Origin of the sequence: Diaphorobacter sp. HDW4B (assembly GCF_011305535.1) — a bacterium.
In the GTDB taxonomy this organism is placed as follows: domain Bacteria; phylum Pseudomonadota; class Gammaproteobacteria; order Burkholderiales; family Burkholderiaceae_C; genus Diaphorobacter_A.
In genome coordinates, this window is sequence record NZ_CP049905.1 from 4,366,540 (window position 1) to 4,381,243 (window position 14,704).

A 14,704-nucleotide genomic window follows, 5' to 3' on the forward strand; every position below is an offset into this window, starting at 1 on the left:
GTTGGGCCGCTCCACAGGGCGGGGCGTATGGGCGAGGTCGCTGGGACTGCCCTGTCACCCCGGCGCATGGTCCGCGGCGGGACGCGCCGGCTGGGCACGGGATGTGCTGCCTTCGTTTGGCGCAAAGACGACTATTTTAGCTTTTTTCTGCAACGAACCCCAGCAATTGCGTCAGAAGGTCGTTTTGGGCCCACAACCGGGCCTTTGCGGACTGGGTGCAGGCGCGCCATTCCGCCAGCATGTCCTTGCTGATGGTAGGCATGTTCGTCGCTTCCGGCAGTTCGTTCCAGACGGCATGCGCGGCGCGCAGCGAGGGCGGGGCCTGCATCCAATCGAGAAACGCGTCGAGCTTTTCGTGATGGGCGTTGTCGTGCTGCGGGTAGATCTGCCAGATGAACGGCTGACCGGCCCACAACGCACGCACGAGCGAGTCTTCGCCCCGCACGAAATTCAGGTCGCAGGCCCAGAGCATTTCGTCGAATTCTGGTTGGGTGACGGGCGGCAGAAAACGCAGGTTGTCGGAATGAGCGGGCAGCAGCGCGGCGCGCACCATGGCGGCGGCGCGGCCCGGAGTGACCAGCCACTGGGCGGTGAAGCGGTGATCGGCGAAAACCTGTGGGAACGCGGGGGGCTCGTAGCAGAACAGCGAGAAAGCGGTGTCTTCTTTGGCGAGCCCCTGCTTGGCACGCCAAGTATCGCGGTCGAAAGCGGCTTGGCGCGCGGCCAGATCGGGCTCGCGAAGAAGTCCGCCGGTTGGTTCGGTGAAGCCGGGATAGAAGAACCAGCGCGTCAACCCGGCTGCCGGGCCGCTCATGATCGGTGAGGGCAGGGCATGGCAGCGCTCGACATAGCTTTCGGCGGACAGGTATTCGAGATTGATCCAGACGAGACTGTTCTTGCCGTCGCTCGTCTTCTGCGCAATGGCGGCGATGACGGCTTCGGGAATCTCGCAGCCAAAGGCTTCGATCACGACATCGCCGGGATCATCTTGTGGTGCCTGCGTGGGCCAAGGATGCACCGTCACGCCCTGAGCACCATTCGGTGCCATCCACTGCAGTGCGCTTGCGTCGTCGATGAACAGGCGCACCCGATGGCCACGAGCGCCCAGATCGGCAGCAAGACGCCAGCACACGCCGACGTCGCCAAAGTTGTCGATGACCTGACAGAAGATGTCCCAGCGCTGGGGTTGTTGTGGCGAAGAATTCATGGTTTGGAAACGGCGTTGTTGCCTGCGCCAGAGCCTGCGCGGAGATGATCCACCAGCAGGCGAGCCACGCCGGAGAGCGATTCGAGCGAGCGCACGCACAACGATAGCTTGCGTTTGGCCCATGGTTCGGCCAGTGGAATGGTGCGCAGCGCGAGCGCGCCCCGGTAGATTTGCGCACTGCCCAGCGGCAGTATGCCCACGCCCAATCCAGCTGAAACCATCAGGCATTGCGCGTCGTAGCTGGTGACTTGAATGCGCAGCTTGAGCGGGATTTCGTGCTCCGATGCGTGGCGCATCAGCAGGTTGTTGATGGCGCTGCCGGGGTGCATGCCGACGATGTCGAAGGGCAGGATGTCGGCAAATCGCAGGCTGCGCCGTCGCGCCAGAGCATGGCTGGCGGGTACGGCGACGACCAGCTCATCTTCGCGATAGGGCAGCAGCGTGACTTCTTCGCCGTAGCTGCCGTGGTTCAGAATGCCCACGTCGGCCGCGTTCTCGGCCACGGAATGCGCCACGCTGGTGCTGATCTGTTCTTGCAACTGAACCTGCACTTGCGGGTGCGCCGCCATGAAGCTTTGCAGTTCGGCAGGCAGAAACTGGGTGATCGCGGAGATGTTGGCCACCACGCGCACATGGCCGCGCACGCCGGCGCCGTAGTCGCGCATCTGCGTGGCGATTCCGTCCAGATCGTTGAGCACGCCGCGCGCCAGATGGAGCAGCGCAAAGGCTGCGGGCGTGGGCTCGGTGCCGCGATTGCTGCGGTTGAAAAGCTCCACCTGCAGCGTGTCTTCCAGCTCGGCCAGGCGGCGGCTGGCGGCCGATGCGGCGATGTGCTCGCGCGCGGCGGCACGGGCGATGGCGCTTTCTTCCATCACGGCCACGAACAGGCGCAGGGATACGGGATCGAGTTTCATGAAGCCCCGATTATCGCCTTTGTCGCCCTGCCATGCCGAAATGCGATGGCAGCGTCGTGCATCAGCGTTTTGCGTGTCTGACGAATCGCGCGAACATCGCGCCCAAGTGATGCATTGAACTCAAGTTCTGAATGGAGACAAACAATGACCGAGCAGGCAAAAGCAGCCGCGCAACTGACACCGACCGCATTGGCGGGCGTGCGCGTGGTGGAAATGGGGCAGCTCATCGCCGGTCCGTTCTGCGGCAAGACGCTGGGCGACTTTGGCGCGGAGATCATCAAGATCGAAGCCACTGGCACGGGTGATCCGCTGCGCAACTGGCGATTGCTCAAGAACGGCACCTCCGTGTGGTGGCAGGTGCAGTCGCGCAACAAGAAATCGGTGGCCCTCGACCTGCGTCAGCAAGAAGCGCAGGACATCGCGCGCAAGCTGATTGCCGAGGCCGATGTGCTGATCGAGAACTTCCGTCCGGGCACGCTGGAAGGTTGGGGCATGTCGCCCGACGAACTGCATGCGCTCAATCCGGGGCTGATCATTCTGCGGATTTCCGGTTATGGCCAGACCGGCCCGTACCGCGATCTGCCGGGCTTTGGCGTGATCGGCGAGGCCATGGGTGGCCTGCGCCATCTGACGGCCGAGCCGGGCCGCGTGCCGGTGCGCGTGGGTGTGTCGATCGGCGATACGCTGGCCGCGCTGCATGGCGCGATCGGTGTGCTGATGGCGCTCTACCACCGCAAGGCGCATGGCGGCAAGGGGCAGGTGATCGACGTGGCGCTGCACGAAGCGGTGTTCAACTGCATGGAAAGTCTGATTCCCGAATACAGCGCTTTCGGCGCGGTGCGCGAGGCTGCGGGCAGTGCGCTGCCCGGCATTGCGCCATCGAATGCCTATCCGTGCAAGGATGGCTGGGTGCTGGTGGCGGGCAATGGCGACAGCATTTTCAAGCGCTTGATGACGACCATCGGCAGGCAGGATTTCGCCGATGCGCCCGACCTTGCAAGCAACGCGGGCCGCGTGGCGCGCGTGGGAGAGATCGACGCGGCGATTGGCCAATGGACCTCGGCGCGCACAGTGCAGGAAGTCATGGACGGGCTGGGTGCAGCGCGTGTTCCGGCCGGCAAGGTCTACACCGCCAAGGACATCGCCGAAGATCCGCACTACAAGGCGCGCGAGATGCTGCTCACGCAGGAAACGCGCGACGGCTATTCGGTGACGGTGCCGGGCGTGATTCCCAAGATGTCGGGCACGCCGGGCGGTGTGCGTTCTTCTGCGCCCGGCTTGGGTGATGACACCGATGCCGTGCTGGCCGAAGCAGGTCTCACACAAGAGCAGATCACGCTGCTGCGCAACAAGGGAGTGATTCAATAATGAGCACCGTCTGGAATGGCAATGGCACACGCATTCGCATGTGCGAAGTGGGTACGCGCGATGGGCTGCAGATGGAGCAGCAGTTCGTGCCGACCGAAGACAAGATTGCGCTGGTGAATGCCTTGTCGCATGCGGGTTTGGCGAAGATCGAGGTGTCGTCTTTCACCTCGCCAACCGCGATTCCCGCGCTGCGTGATGCGGAAATCGTGATGCGCGAAATCGAGCGCGTGCCGGGCGTGGTCTATACCGCATTGGTGCCCAACATGCGCGGCGCGGAGCGTGCCATCGACGCGCGTACCGATGAGTTGAATCTGGTGATGTCGGTGAGCGAAACGCACAACATCGCCAACCTGCGCATGACGCGCGAGCAGTCGTTTGCCGCGCTGTCGCAGGTGATCGCACTCGCGCAGCAGGCCAAGGTGCCGGTGAATGTGTCGTTGTCCTGCGTGTTCGGTTGCCCGATGGAGGGCGATGTGCAGGAGGAGCAGGTGTTCGGCTTCGTGCAGCGCTTTGCAGACTTGGGCGTGCAGGGCATCACGCTGTGCGACACCACGGGCATGGCGTTTCCGTCGCAAGTCGCGCGTATCACGTCCCATGCCATCAAATGCTGGCCGAAAACCGAATTCACCCTGCATTTCCACAATACGCGCGGCATGGGGCTGTCCAATGTGCTGGCTGCCATCGATGCAGGCGCACGGCAGTTCGATGCGTCGCTCGGCGGGCTGGGCGGTTGCCCTTATGCGCCGGGCGCTTCCGGCAATGTGTGCAGCGAGGAGATCGTGCATGCGCTGCAATGCATGGGCTACGACACGGGCGTGAATCTCGATCTGCTGATCGGAGCTTCGCAAAGCCTGCCCGCGCTGATCGGCCATGATGTGCCTAGCCAGATCGTCAAGGCTGGCAAGCGACTGGATACGCATCCCGTGCCTGCCGACTTCGATGCCATTCGCGAACGTGCTCTGGCCCGCGATCAACAACAGCCACGCGCGGCCTGAGCCGATCTTCCACTCATTTCTCGTTCTACAAATCAACAGGAGACAGCCCATGAACCTTCAACGTCGTCCACTCGTCGCCGCACTTGCGCTGAGCGCACTGGGCATGTCCATTGCGGGCAGCGCAACGGCACAGGGTAATTTCCCGAATCGCACGATCACCTTTGTCGTTCCAGCCGCAGCTGGCGGCACCACCGACCTCGCGGGTCGCATGGCCGCGCAGGCGCTCGGTCCGGCCATCGGCCAATCCGTGGTGGTGGACAACAAGGGGGGTGGCAATGGCGCCATCGCCGCCACCTTCGTCAAGCGCGCCGAGCCGGATGGCTACACGCTGCTGATGCAGTACTCCGGCTACCACGTGATCACGCCGCACATCACCAAGGCACCGCAGTGGGAGCAGAAAGACTTCCAGCCGATCGGCAACATCATGTCCGCGCCGCAGATCATCGTCGTGCGCGACAGCGTTCCCGCCAAGACGCTGCAGGAACTGGTGGCTTACGCCAAGGCCCATCCCGGCAAGCTCAACTACGCATCATCCGGCAATGGCTCGCTGCAGCACGTGACCGGCGCGATGCTGGAGCAGCAAGCGGGCATCAAGATGGTCCACGTGCCCTACAAGGGCACCGGCCCGGCGCTGCAGGATCTGCTGGGCGGACAGGTCGACCTGACATTCGGCACCGCGCCTCCTTTCATGCCGCACATCCAGGCGGGCAAGCTGCGCGTGCTGGCGGTGACGGGCAAAGAGCGCCTGCCCAGCCTTCCCAACGTGCCGACCACCGCTGAAGCGGGCTTTGCCGGTGTGAACGCGACTTCGTGGTTCGGTCTGTTCGCTCCAGCGGCCGTGCCCAAGCCCGTCATCGACAAGCTCACCGCCGATCTGAAGAAGGTGGTGGAAGACCCTGCCTTCCGCAAGAAGGCCGAAGAGCAGGGCGCAACCGCCGACTACCAGAACCCACAGCAATTCGGCGACCGCGTGAAGGCCGACTATGTGAACTGGGCAGGCGTGGTGAAGAGCGCGAAGATCGAAGCGGATTGATGTACTGATCGCATCCGGCATCGCGCTGGGGGCAAGTGATGCATACCACATGGCCTCGTGTGAAAGCACGAGGCCATTTCTTTTGGGTGTGTGCAGCTTTGGGTGATGCAGAGACCGTTTCATTGGCGGTAGAACCCAGAAACGACAAGGCCCCTTGATTTCTCAAGGGGCCTTGGGTATTTGGGGTGGCTGATGGGGCTCGAACCCACGACAACAGGAATCACAATCCTGGACTCTACCAACTGAGCTACAGCCACCGTAGTGTAGATTGAAATTATAACGCGATATTTTGGTCCGTTTGGAAAACTGTGAAGTTTTTTATCAAATTGTCCAAATTATTCTGCGCTGGGGCGCGGAGCCTTGATTTCGGCCTTGTAGTGTTGCTTGAGCAAGTCGTAGTAGGCCATGGCTTCCACGCCGGACCAGACTTGAGTGTATTGCTGCAGTTCCTTTTGATAGGTGGCTGCATCCTGCGCTGCGCGTGGCACGATCTTCTCGACCTTCGCAACGGCGTAGCCAGCGGCGCCCAGATTCACGCCGACCCAAGTGGGCAGGCTCTCGATGGGTGCTTGCAGCACGGCGTCGAGCACGGCGCGGGGCTGGTCATGCGCTTGCTCGCGTGAAACGGTGACGGGTGCGGACAGGCCGGTGGCAGATGCGGGGGCAGCCTTCCATGCGGCAAGCTTGGCATCGCCATCCTGGCGAGCCAGTTCGGCCGCCTTGTCGGCGATGTAGAACGTCTTGGCCTTTTCCTTGGCTTGTTCCCAAGGAATCGTCATGGCTGGGGTGTAGCTTGTGATGCGGCCTGCGGCGAGCATGCTGGGGCCGACTTCCGTGGCTTCTGTCGAGCGCTTGCTTTGCAGCGAATCCTGCGAGAACAGGGCTTCGAGGAAGCGGGCGTTGGCGAGTGGGCCTTGTGTTTCGGGACCCGGCACGCGAGTGACGTTGGACACGGTCTGGAGCTTGAGCTTGAACTTGTCGGCCACAGCCTTGAGGTTGTCGCCTTGTTCATAGACAGTGTTCGAGAACGTGTCGGCCACTTCGGCGAACTTGCGTTGAGCCTGTTGGTCCTTCAGATCGGCTTCGAGCTTGGGGCGCAGTTCTTCGAACGAAGGACGCGGAGGCGTCTTCACATCGGTCAGCATGATGATGTGGAAACCGAAGTCGGAGGCAACCACGTCGCTGATCTCGCCCTTCTTGAGTGCGTATGCCGCTTCTTCGAAAGGCTTGACCATCGAGCCGCGCGTGAAGAAGCCCAGATCGCCGCCGGTCTTGGCGGAGCCGGGATCTTGCGATTCCTTCTTGGCGACTTCAGCGAAGCTGGCGGGGTTCTTGCGCACTTCGGCCAGCAGTTGTTCTGCCTTTGCCTTGGCCTTTTCGCGATCGCCGGACGAAGCGTCCTTTGAAGCGCTGATCAGAATGTGGCTCGCGCGACGCTCTTCCTTGCCGGACAGGCGCTCGAGGTTTTCCTTGTAGTAGGTGCGCAGGTCTTCTTCGTTGGGTACGATGGTGGCCTTCACGGAGTCGAGGTCGAGCACGACGTATTCGACGGCGGCCTGTTCGTTCTGCTGGAAGCGCGGTGCGTTGGCCTTGTAGAAGGCTTCGACATCGGCGTCCGATGTGGTGACCTTGGAGGTGTAGTTGCTGGCGTCGAAGCGAGCGACCTGAATTTCACGACCTTGCCAGACGGCGTCCATCGCGAGCTTCACTTCCTGAGGTGTGCTGAAGGATGAGTTCAGCACGCCGCCCATCACCTGGTTCACGGACAGGTCGTAGCGCACCTGGTTCTCGAAGCCTTCGGGCGTCAGGCCCTGTTGACCCACGAGTGCACGGTAGGCTTCTGCATCGAGTGTGCCGTCGGGCTTGCGCAGTGCGGCGATCTGCGGAATTTTCTGCAGTTCGCGCGCCAGTCGCACATCGGTGGTGGCAAAGTGCATGTCGCGCGCAGCGGTTTCATACACCTTGTCGCGCACAATGCGTTCCAGTGTTTCGTACTTGGCCTGGGGCGAGTCGAGCAGCTTGCTGTCCATGGTCGGATTCTGCGCACGCAGGCGATCGCTCGCCTGGCGGTGGGCGGCATCCCAATCGGCTTGGGTGATGTCCTTGCCGTCCACTCGCGCCACAACGGGGCTTTTCTCGGTGAAATAATTTTGGTTCACACCGACGAGAATGAACGAAGGAACGATCAGCAAGACCAGCAAGAACATCACTATCTTTGAGTGCTTGCGGATGGCTTCAAACATGGTCAGTCAATCTTTCTGGCAACAAAAGAAAAGGCGAACCTTGCGTTCGCCTTAGCTTGGGCGGGGTAGCTACGTTGTGCAGCAGCGGCTCTTGGGATCGCGGGACTCGGATCTCTCCGCGAGCCGATGGCTTGCAACAACCACCAACGAGGCTTGTCGCCCAATATGGACGGCAATCGAAAGATTGTACCTTTTCGCTCGTGGATTTCGTTGCCTCGCGCGCTCGCAAACCACCAGAGGATGCAATGCCAATGCGTTTTTCGCCACGCGCGGAGCATTCCGAAGTAGTGCTTGCACTGCAAAACGTGCGGGCACAAAAAAACCACCGGAATTGCTTCGGGTGGCTTCTTCATGAGGGGATCTAGTGGTGGGTGCTAACGGGGTCGAACCGCTGACCTACGCCTTGTAAGGGCGCCGCTCTACCAACTGAGCTAAGCACCCACTTCAATCAACCTGTCAGTTCAGGGCATCTTTCAATGCTTTGCCTGGACGGAACTTTGGCACTTTTGCTGCCTTGATCTTGATTGTATCACCAGTACGGGGGTTGCGACCCGTACGAGCAGCACGCTTGCCTACCGCGAAGGTGCCGAAACCGACGAGCGACACCGTGCCACCCTTTTTCAGCGTCTTCTTGACCGCATCGATCGTGGATTCCAGAGCGCGCGCAGCAGCGGCCTTGGAGATGTCGGCGTTGTTAGCAATGTGCTCAATCAGTTCGGTTTTATTCACAAGGAACCTCTCGCAAATGAGTGGATGGAATTAGTTCGTCGTTCTTGCATACCTGGAGGGAGTTTTCCGTTGCCACCTTGCGGCAACTCAGCAGTCTTTCAGAAAGACTGACCGCTCAACAGATTGCTGCTCCAGATTAAAGCTATCACCTTCGCTGGTGTCAATACAGACCACCGCTCAGCAACAGCATGGAAAGGAATTCTAGTCGTATTTTTCGCTCGTTCTTTGGCTCGTTGCAGCTTTTGCGGCGCAAAAGCGCATGCAGCCTGCGCGCGGTTGACTTGGATGCAACACATGTCGCGATATTGACGTGTGCTACTTGACAACCCGAGCGCGAATTTCAGGCAATGCTTTTTGCAGGTAGTACACCATCGACCAGACCGTCAGGATGGCGGCAGCCCAGATCAGCCATGTGCCCCAGACGCCTGTGTCGATCACGCCGAACACCTTGCCGTCATACAGCAGAAAGGGGATGGCGACCATCTGCACTGTCGTCTTGAGCTTGCCGATCATGTGGACAGCGACGCTCTTGCTTGCACCAATCTGGGCCATCCACTCGCGCAGCGCCGAGATCGCAATCTCGCGGCCGATGATGATCAGTGCGACGAACACATCGGCGCGCTGCAGATGCACCAGAACAAGCAGGGCGGCGCAGACGAGAAACTTGTCGGCGACCGGATCAAGAAACGCGCCGAAGGATGATGTTTGATTGAGCTTGCGGGCCAGATAGCCGTCCAGCCAGTCGGTGATGGCAAAGACGATGAACATCACCGTTGCAATCAGATTCTTCGTTTGCAGCTCCAACGGTGCGGAGTACACCCCCACGATCAAAGGGATCGCGACGATGCGCGTCCAGGTCATTAAGGTGGGGATGGTGAAAAACATGAGGCGATTGTGTCATGCAAAACAAAGCCCTGCCAGCAACACCCGTCGCGTGGCATGAAAGTGAGGCCACATTCCGCAAGCGATCAGCGTAACGCCCGGTAAATCTCCTCGGCGAGTTCGCGCGATATTCCCTCGACCGATGCCAGATCCTCGACGCTCGCGTCGCCCACGCCGCGCACGCCGCCAAAACGCTGCAGCAGACGAGCTCGCTTCTTCGGGCCGATGCCGGGAATGTCTTCGAGTCGACTGCCGCCCACACGCACCTTGGCGCGCGCGGCGCGCATGCCGGTGATCGCGAAGCGGTGGGCCTCGTCGCGGATCTGCGCAACCAGCATCAGCGCCGCCGAGTCCTTGCCCAGATAGACCTTCTCGCGGCCATCGGCAAACACCAGTTCTTCCAGACCGACCTTGCGGCCTTCGCCTTTTTCCACGCCGACGATGCGCGAGATGTCGAGTCCAAGGCTCTCGAACACTTCGCGTGCCATGCTCACCTGACCCTTGCCGCCATCGACCAGCACCAAGTCGGGCAAGCGCGCCTGACCTGCAGCCACCTCGGCTCCGCCAGCCTCGCGCTGCGCTTCGGCCACCTTGCTGTAGCGACGTGTGAGCACCTGACGCATGGCGGCGTAGTCGTCGCCACCCGTGATGCCTTCTATCTTGAAGCGGCGGTACTCGCTGCTCTGCATCTTGTGGTGATGGAACACGACGCAGGACGCCTGCGTGGATTCGCCTGCGGTGTGCGAGATGTCGAAGCATTCGATGGTGAGTTGATCGAGATCCTCGGCTTCGAGATCCAGCGCCTCGGCCAATGCGCGCGTGCGGGCTTGCTGCGATCCTTCTTCGGACAGCAATCGCGCAAGCTGGATGTCCGCATTCTTCTGCGCCATTTCCAGCCACACGCGCCGTTGCTCACGCGGCTGGCTCACCGCGTGAACGCGCACGCCGCTTTGCTCGCTGAGCGCGTCAAGCAGCGCCTCGTCCACGGGCTCGCTCACCAGCAAAGTGGGCGGCACCGGCACATGCAGATAGTGCTGTGCGATGAAGGCTTCGAGCACTTGCTGCGCGACCGGGCGTTGTTCGGATTCGGGCTGTTCGGACGCAGCAGTGTCGGATTCGACATCGCTCTCGGCGCGATAGATGGCAGTCGCATCTTCCACATGTGTGGGGAAATACGCGCGGTCACCCAGATGCCGCCCGCCGCGCACCATCGCCAGATTCACACAGGCACGACCGCCGTGTACCTTCACCGCGAGGATGTCCACATCCTTGTCGGAGACCGTCTCGATGGCCTGCTGGTGCAGCACGCGCGACAGGGCGGTGATCTGGTTGCGAATCTCGGCCGCCTGTTCGAACTCGAGCTTCTCGGAGTGCGCCATCATGCGCGCTTCGAGCTGCTCCAGCAGTTCCTGCGTTTCGCCGCGCAGCATGGCCTCGGCATGACCCACATCGACTGCGTAGGCTTCCGGCGAAATCAGATCGACGCATGGTGCCGTGCAGCGCTTGATCTGATAGAGCAGACAAGGTCGCGTGCGGTTGGAAAACACCGTGTCTTCGCAGGTGCGCAAACGGAACACTTTCTGCAGCAGCAAGATGGTTTCCTTGACCGCCCATGCGCCCGGATAAGGACCGAAATAGCGATGCCGCTTGTCCACCGCACCCCGGTAATAAGCCACGCGTGGAAACTTCTGTCCCGGCGCGGAACCCGTGCCATCCTTGGCCGCTACGCCGGTGATCTTCAAATAGGGATAACTCTTGTCGTCGCGGAACAGAATGTTGTACTTGGGGTTCAGCGACTTGATCAGGTTGTTTTCCAGCAGCAGCGCCTCGGCTTCCGAGCGCACCACTGTGGTCTCCAGCCGCACGATCTTGCTGACCATGTGGCCGATGCGCGTGCCGCCATGGTTCTTGGTGAAATAGCTGGAAACGCGCTTCTTCAGATTGCGCGCCTTGCCCACATACAGCAGCGTATCCTGCGCATCGAAGTAGCGATACACCCCCGGCAGCGGCGGCAGTGCGGCCACTTGCGCAAGGAGTTCGGCGGAATGCAGTTCTGGTGATGCGGACGGGGATGACATGCGCGTATTGTCATCGCAGTTGAGTGCATCCGCTTTCAGGTGCTGAATGACTTCGACGCTCCGATTTCTGCGCCATCATTTGAATCAGGAACCGTTGAGGGCTTCATATAGTTGGAAGCCAGCAAGTTGCCACAACGATCAAGGCGCAGCGCACAAAAAAAGCCAACGGGCTTGTTGGAACCCGTTGGCCTAACCACGATGAAAAAGAACCTTGGAGCAACTGTTGTGATTGCACCAGTTGCAGAGTATAGCCTGAATTGAGAATGATTCTTACTTCATTCGGGATGTTTTTTGCATCGCCGGGGTCGCTTATTTCGTCATGCCCGATGCCTTGACGATGGCTTCGGTGCGCGGCGTTTCCTTGGCGATGAATTGCTCGAAGTCCTGCACGCTGCCACCCATGGGTTCTGCGCCGGTGTCCTGAAGCTTCTTATTGAACTCTGCGTTCTTCAGCGCGTCGTTGATTGCCACGTTGAGTTTGTTGACGATGACCTTGGGTGTGCCGCTTGGCGCTGCAATGCCGTACCAAGGGGCGATGTTGTAGCCGGTGATCTTTTGTTCGGCGATGGTCGGAATGTCCTTGGCCATGTCGGAGCGCTTGTCCGTGGACATGCCGAGTGCCACGAGCTTGCCTGCATTCACCTGGGGCAGGGCCGTCATGATGGTGTCGAAGTACATCGACACATGACCCGCAAGCAACGCGGGAATGGCGTCACCCGCGCCCTTGTAGGGAATGTGCAGGATGTCCACGCCCGCCATCTGCTTGAGCATCTCGCCCGCGATGTGCGAGGTGGTCCCCGCGCCGAACGAGGCATACGTCAGTTGGCCGGGGTGGGCCTTGGCGTATTTGATCATCTCGTCAAGCGTCTTGAATGGCTGGTCCTTGTTGGTCAGCAGCACATTGGGTGTGTATGCGACGAGCGCGACCTTCTCGAATGTGTCCGGGTTGTAGCTCAAGTTCTTGAGCGTGAACTTGTTGGTCACCATCGAGGCCGGTCCGCTCATGAGCAGCGTGTAGCCATCGGCCGGAGCATTCGCCACCGCCACGCTGCCGATGCTGGCGGAGCCTCCGGGCTTGTTGTCCACGATGAAACTTTGCTTGAACCTGGCGCTCAGGTGATTGGCGAGCTGGCGCGAAATCAGATCGGTGGCCGAGCCTGCAGAAAACGGCACGACGATCTTGACCGGGCGAGTGGGCCAGTTGTCTGCCGGTTCGTTGGCCATGCCTGCGGACAGGTGCGCGCCGACCAACGTGACGGCGAGGTATTTCAGGGATGTCTTGAGCGGGAACTGCATGCTTGTGTGCCTTTCTTGCGTGAGAAACGTGAACAACGGGAGAGGTGCCGAGGAAAAAAACGATGAAGTGAAATCGTCGGGACGAGTTCATCCAACGCAGCAGGATTCGGGCCTGTTGCGTGGTTTGAAGAGAGCGGAAAGAAGGCGGCTGGCGGCCTGTTCAGTAGCCGAGTGCGCAGCCGTCCTTGCGGTGATCGGATGCACCCTGCAGCGAGCCGTTGTCCCAGTCGATGCGGATGGCCTGACAGCCTCCGATGGCGGGTTGCGCAGGGGCGACGAGCTGGTAGCCTCTGGCTGTCAGTTCGGCGGTGGTTTCGACTGGCATGGTGTTTTCACATTCGACCACGTCCTTGCCGGGAATCGGGAACAGACGGGGTAGGTCGCTCGCGGCCTGAATGTCCATGCCGTAGTCCACTACCTTGCTCAGAAAGTGCGCATGGCCCATGGCCTGGTAATGGCCGCCCATCACACCGAACACAATTTCGACGCGGCCATTCTTCGTGGCCATGCCGGGAATGATGGTGTGCAGCGGGCGCTTGTGCGGACCAATGCAGTTGGGGTGACCAGCCTGCAGCTCGAAGCTCTGTCCCCGGTTATGCAGCAGAATGCCGGTGCCCGGATCGATCAGGCCAGAGCCGAATGGATGGAAGATCGAGTTGATGAAGCTCGCGCAGTTGCGGTCCTTGTCCACCACGCTGATATAGACCGTGTCCTTGTGCTCCACGGCCTCGGAGCGGATGGCGGTGCTCACGGCTTCGGCAATGTCGCCATCGCTCACGCGGCGTGCGAATTCGTCGGACAGTACGTAGTCCACGTCCATCCCGGAAAATTTCGGATCGGCGAGCAGCAGGTCGCGCATGCGGTAAGCAACGCGCGTGGCGTCGATTTCGGTCTGCAAACGCTCTGCAGACAAGGCTTCTGGGGCAATGCTCTTTTGCTTGATGATATTGAGCAGTAGCAGCGCAACGATGCCTTGACCGGGGGGAGGGCATTCGTGCACTTGGTAGTCACGATAGGGGATCTGGATGGGGTCGATGAACTCGCCGCGGTAGCTGGCAAAGTCTTCCAGCTTATGTGCGCCGCCCTTGCTTTGCAGATAGTTCACCAGGCTTTCGGCAATCGCGCCTTCGTAGAACGCCTGCCTGCCTTCGGCGGCAATCTTGCGCATCGAGGCGCCGAGTTGGATCTGCTTGTGGACCATGCCGGGCTTTGGTGCGGCACCATCGATCATCAACAACTCGCGTCCTTCCCGGGTGGCGTTGATCAGCGCGGACTGCATCTGCCAATCCTGTGAGGTGCGCGGTGCCACCACGTAGCCGTTTTCCGCGAAACCAATGGCAGGGGCGAGGATGCGCGTCATCGGCAGGCTGCCGAAGCGTTCGCGCAGTTGCAACCAGGCGTCCACCGCGCCGGGAACCGTCACCGCATGGGGAGACTGGCGCGGCAGGAACTTGTCACCGCTGGCGGTCAAGGCTGCAACGTCGATGTTCTTTGGTGCCCAGCCTGCACCGTTGAATGCAGTGATCTTGTCTGTACCTTTTTCGCTGTACAGCGCAAAGCAGTCGCCACCAATGCCGGTCGATCCGGGCTCCACCACGCATTGCACGGCGCAGGCTGCGATGGCCGCATCCATGGCGTTGCCGCCGTCCTGCAGAACCTGAATCGCCGCGAGTGTGGAGGAGGGGTGCGAAGTCGCAGCTATGCCGTTGGCGGCCATGACGACCGAGCGGCCGGGTTTCTGAAAGTCTCTCATTGTTCGCTCTGTTGCCTATAGATATGTGTGTTGTGCTTTTTCTGATCACCAGGGCAGAGGCGGGTTGCGGCCGTGCCCCAGTGAATGGAAATCGCACCAAGCTAATTTTGGATAATTGGATCCAAATGCAGTTTAATTAAGCAAGGCGCGTGCCATGATCAGGGTTTGTGCTGATATCGGGCGAACAAGCCCTGTCTCAAGGGATG

The 14,704-nt window shown here is 60.7% G+C and carries 11 protein-coding genes and 2 tRNA genes; 3 read left to right on the forward strand and 10 right to left on the reverse strand.

Features of this window, described 5'->3' with window-relative positions; all coding sequences use genetic code 11:
- Positions 1 to 136: 136 nt before the first annotated feature.
- Complete coding sequence (earP, locus tag G7048_RS20035) at positions 137 to 1,207, reverse strand: elongation factor P maturation arginine rhamnosyltransferase EarP (RefSeq protein ID WP_166069832.1); 1,071 nt, start codon at positions 1,205 to 1,207, stop codon at positions 137 to 139.
- Positions 1,204 to 2,121: a LysR family transcriptional regulator gene (locus G7048_RS20040; protein WP_166069833.1), complete on the reverse strand. Its 918-nt coding sequence runs from the start codon at positions 2,119 to 2,121 to the stop codon at positions 1,204 to 1,206. Before G7048_RS20040 ends, earP begins: the two co-directional genes overlap by 4 nt.
- Before the next feature lie 144 nt (positions 2,122 to 2,265).
- Between G7048_RS20040 and G7048_RS20045 the strand changes: the two genes are divergently transcribed.
- Genes G7048_RS20045 through G7048_RS20055 form a run of 3 tightly spaced genes read left to right on the forward strand, consistent with a single transcriptional unit; the run spans position 2,266 to position 5,517 of the window.
- Entirely contained in the window at positions 2,266 to 3,489 is a 1,224-nt protein-coding gene (locus G7048_RS20045; RefSeq protein ID WP_166069834.1) for a CaiB/BaiF CoA-transferase family protein, read from the forward strand.
- Positions 3,489 to 4,484: a hydroxymethylglutaryl-CoA lyase gene (locus tag G7048_RS20050; RefSeq protein ID WP_166069835.1), complete on the forward strand. Its 996-nt coding sequence runs from the start codon at positions 3,489 to 3,491 to the stop codon at positions 4,482 to 4,484. Before G7048_RS20045 ends, G7048_RS20050 begins: the two co-directional genes overlap by 1 nt.
- Before the next feature lie 49 nt (positions 4,485 to 4,533).
- Positions 4,534 to 5,517, forward strand: coding sequence for a tripartite tricarboxylate transporter substrate binding protein (locus tag G7048_RS20055; RefSeq protein ID WP_166069836.1), 984 nt, complete (start codon positions 4,534 to 4,536; stop codon positions 5,515 to 5,517).
- Positions 5,518 to 5,698: 181 nt separating this feature from the next.
- Here the strand turns inward: G7048_RS20055 and G7048_RS20060 are convergent.
- The 8 genes from G7048_RS20060 to G7048_RS20095 form a co-directional block, all read right to left on the reverse strand.
- Positions 5,699 to 5,774, reverse strand: a tRNA-His gene (locus G7048_RS20060).
- Positions 5,775 to 5,852: 78 nt separating this feature from the next.
- Positions 5,853 to 7,760 carry a SurA N-terminal domain-containing protein gene (locus G7048_RS20065; protein ID WP_166069837.1) on the reverse strand — a complete coding sequence of 636 codons (1,908 nt, stop codon included), beginning with the start codon at positions 7,758 to 7,760 and terminating at the stop codon, positions 5,853 to 5,855.
- Positions 7,761 to 8,125: 365 nt separating this feature from the next.
- Positions 8,126 to 8,201: transfer RNA gene (locus G7048_RS20070), tRNA-Val, on the reverse strand.
- Between the two features lie 15 nt (positions 8,202 to 8,216).
- Entirely contained in the window at positions 8,217 to 8,489 is a 273-nt protein-coding gene (locus G7048_RS20075; RefSeq protein WP_043387285.1) for an HU family DNA-binding protein, read from the reverse strand.
- Positions 8,490 to 8,804: 315 nt separating this feature from the next.
- The gene (pgsA, locus tag G7048_RS20080; RefSeq protein ID WP_166069838.1) at positions 8,805 to 9,374 is read right to left on the reverse strand and encodes a CDP-diacylglycerol--glycerol-3-phosphate 3-phosphatidyltransferase; all 570 of its coding nucleotides are present in this window, start codon (positions 9,372 to 9,374) and stop codon (positions 8,805 to 8,807) included.
- Positions 9,375 to 9,457: 83 nt separating this feature from the next.
- On the reverse strand, positions 9,458 to 11,449 hold the full coding sequence (gene uvrC / locus G7048_RS20085) for an excinuclease ABC subunit UvrC (protein ID WP_166069839.1): 1,992 nt from the start codon (positions 11,447 to 11,449) through the stop codon (positions 9,458 to 9,460).
- A gap of 309 nt (positions 11,450 to 11,758) precedes the next feature.
- Entirely contained in the window at positions 11,759 to 12,745 is a 987-nt protein-coding gene (locus tag G7048_RS20090; protein WP_166069840.1) for a tripartite tricarboxylate transporter substrate binding protein, read from the reverse strand.
- A gap of 160 nt (positions 12,746 to 12,905) precedes the next feature.
- Complete coding sequence (locus G7048_RS20095; protein WP_166069841.1) at positions 12,906 to 14,498, reverse strand: gamma-glutamyltransferase family protein; 1,593 nt, start codon at positions 14,496 to 14,498, stop codon at positions 12,906 to 12,908.
- Between the last annotated feature and the right edge of the window lie 206 nt (positions 14,499 to 14,704).

Coding starts and splice junctions, on each gene's coding strand:
- G7048_RS20040 (WP_166069833.1), bottom strand. CDS start 2,121: ATGAAACTCGATCCCGTATCCCTGCGCCTGTTCGTGGCCGTGATGGAA.
- earP (WP_166069832.1), bottom strand. CDS start 1,207: ATGAATTCTTCGCCACAACAACCCCAGCGCTGGGACATCTTCTGTCAG.
- G7048_RS20065 (WP_166069837.1), bottom strand. CDS start 7,760: ATGTTTGAAGCCATCCGCAAGCACTCAAAGATAGTGATGTTCTTGCTG.
- G7048_RS20095 (WP_166069841.1), bottom strand. CDS start 14,498: ATGAGAGACTTTCAGAAACCCGGCCGCTCGGTCGTCATGGCCGCCAAC.
- G7048_RS20050 (WP_166069835.1), top strand. CDS start 3,489: ATGAGCACCGTCTGGAATGGCAATGGCACACGCATTCGCATGTGCGAA.
- G7048_RS20045 (WP_166069834.1), top strand. CDS start 2,266: ATGACCGAGCAGGCAAAAGCAGCCGCGCAACTGACACCGACCGCATTG.
- uvrC (WP_166069839.1), bottom strand. CDS start 11,449: ATGTCATCCCCGTCCGCATCACCAGAACTGCATTCCGCCGAACTCCTT.
- G7048_RS20055 (WP_166069836.1), top strand. CDS start 4,534: ATGAACCTTCAACGTCGTCCACTCGTCGCCGCACTTGCGCTGAGCGCA.
- G7048_RS20090 (WP_166069840.1), bottom strand. CDS start 12,745: ATGCAGTTCCCGCTCAAGACATCCCTGAAATACCTCGCCGTCACGTTG.
- pgsA (WP_166069838.1), bottom strand. CDS start 9,374: ATGTTTTTCACCATCCCCACCTTAATGACCTGGACGCGCATCGTCGCG.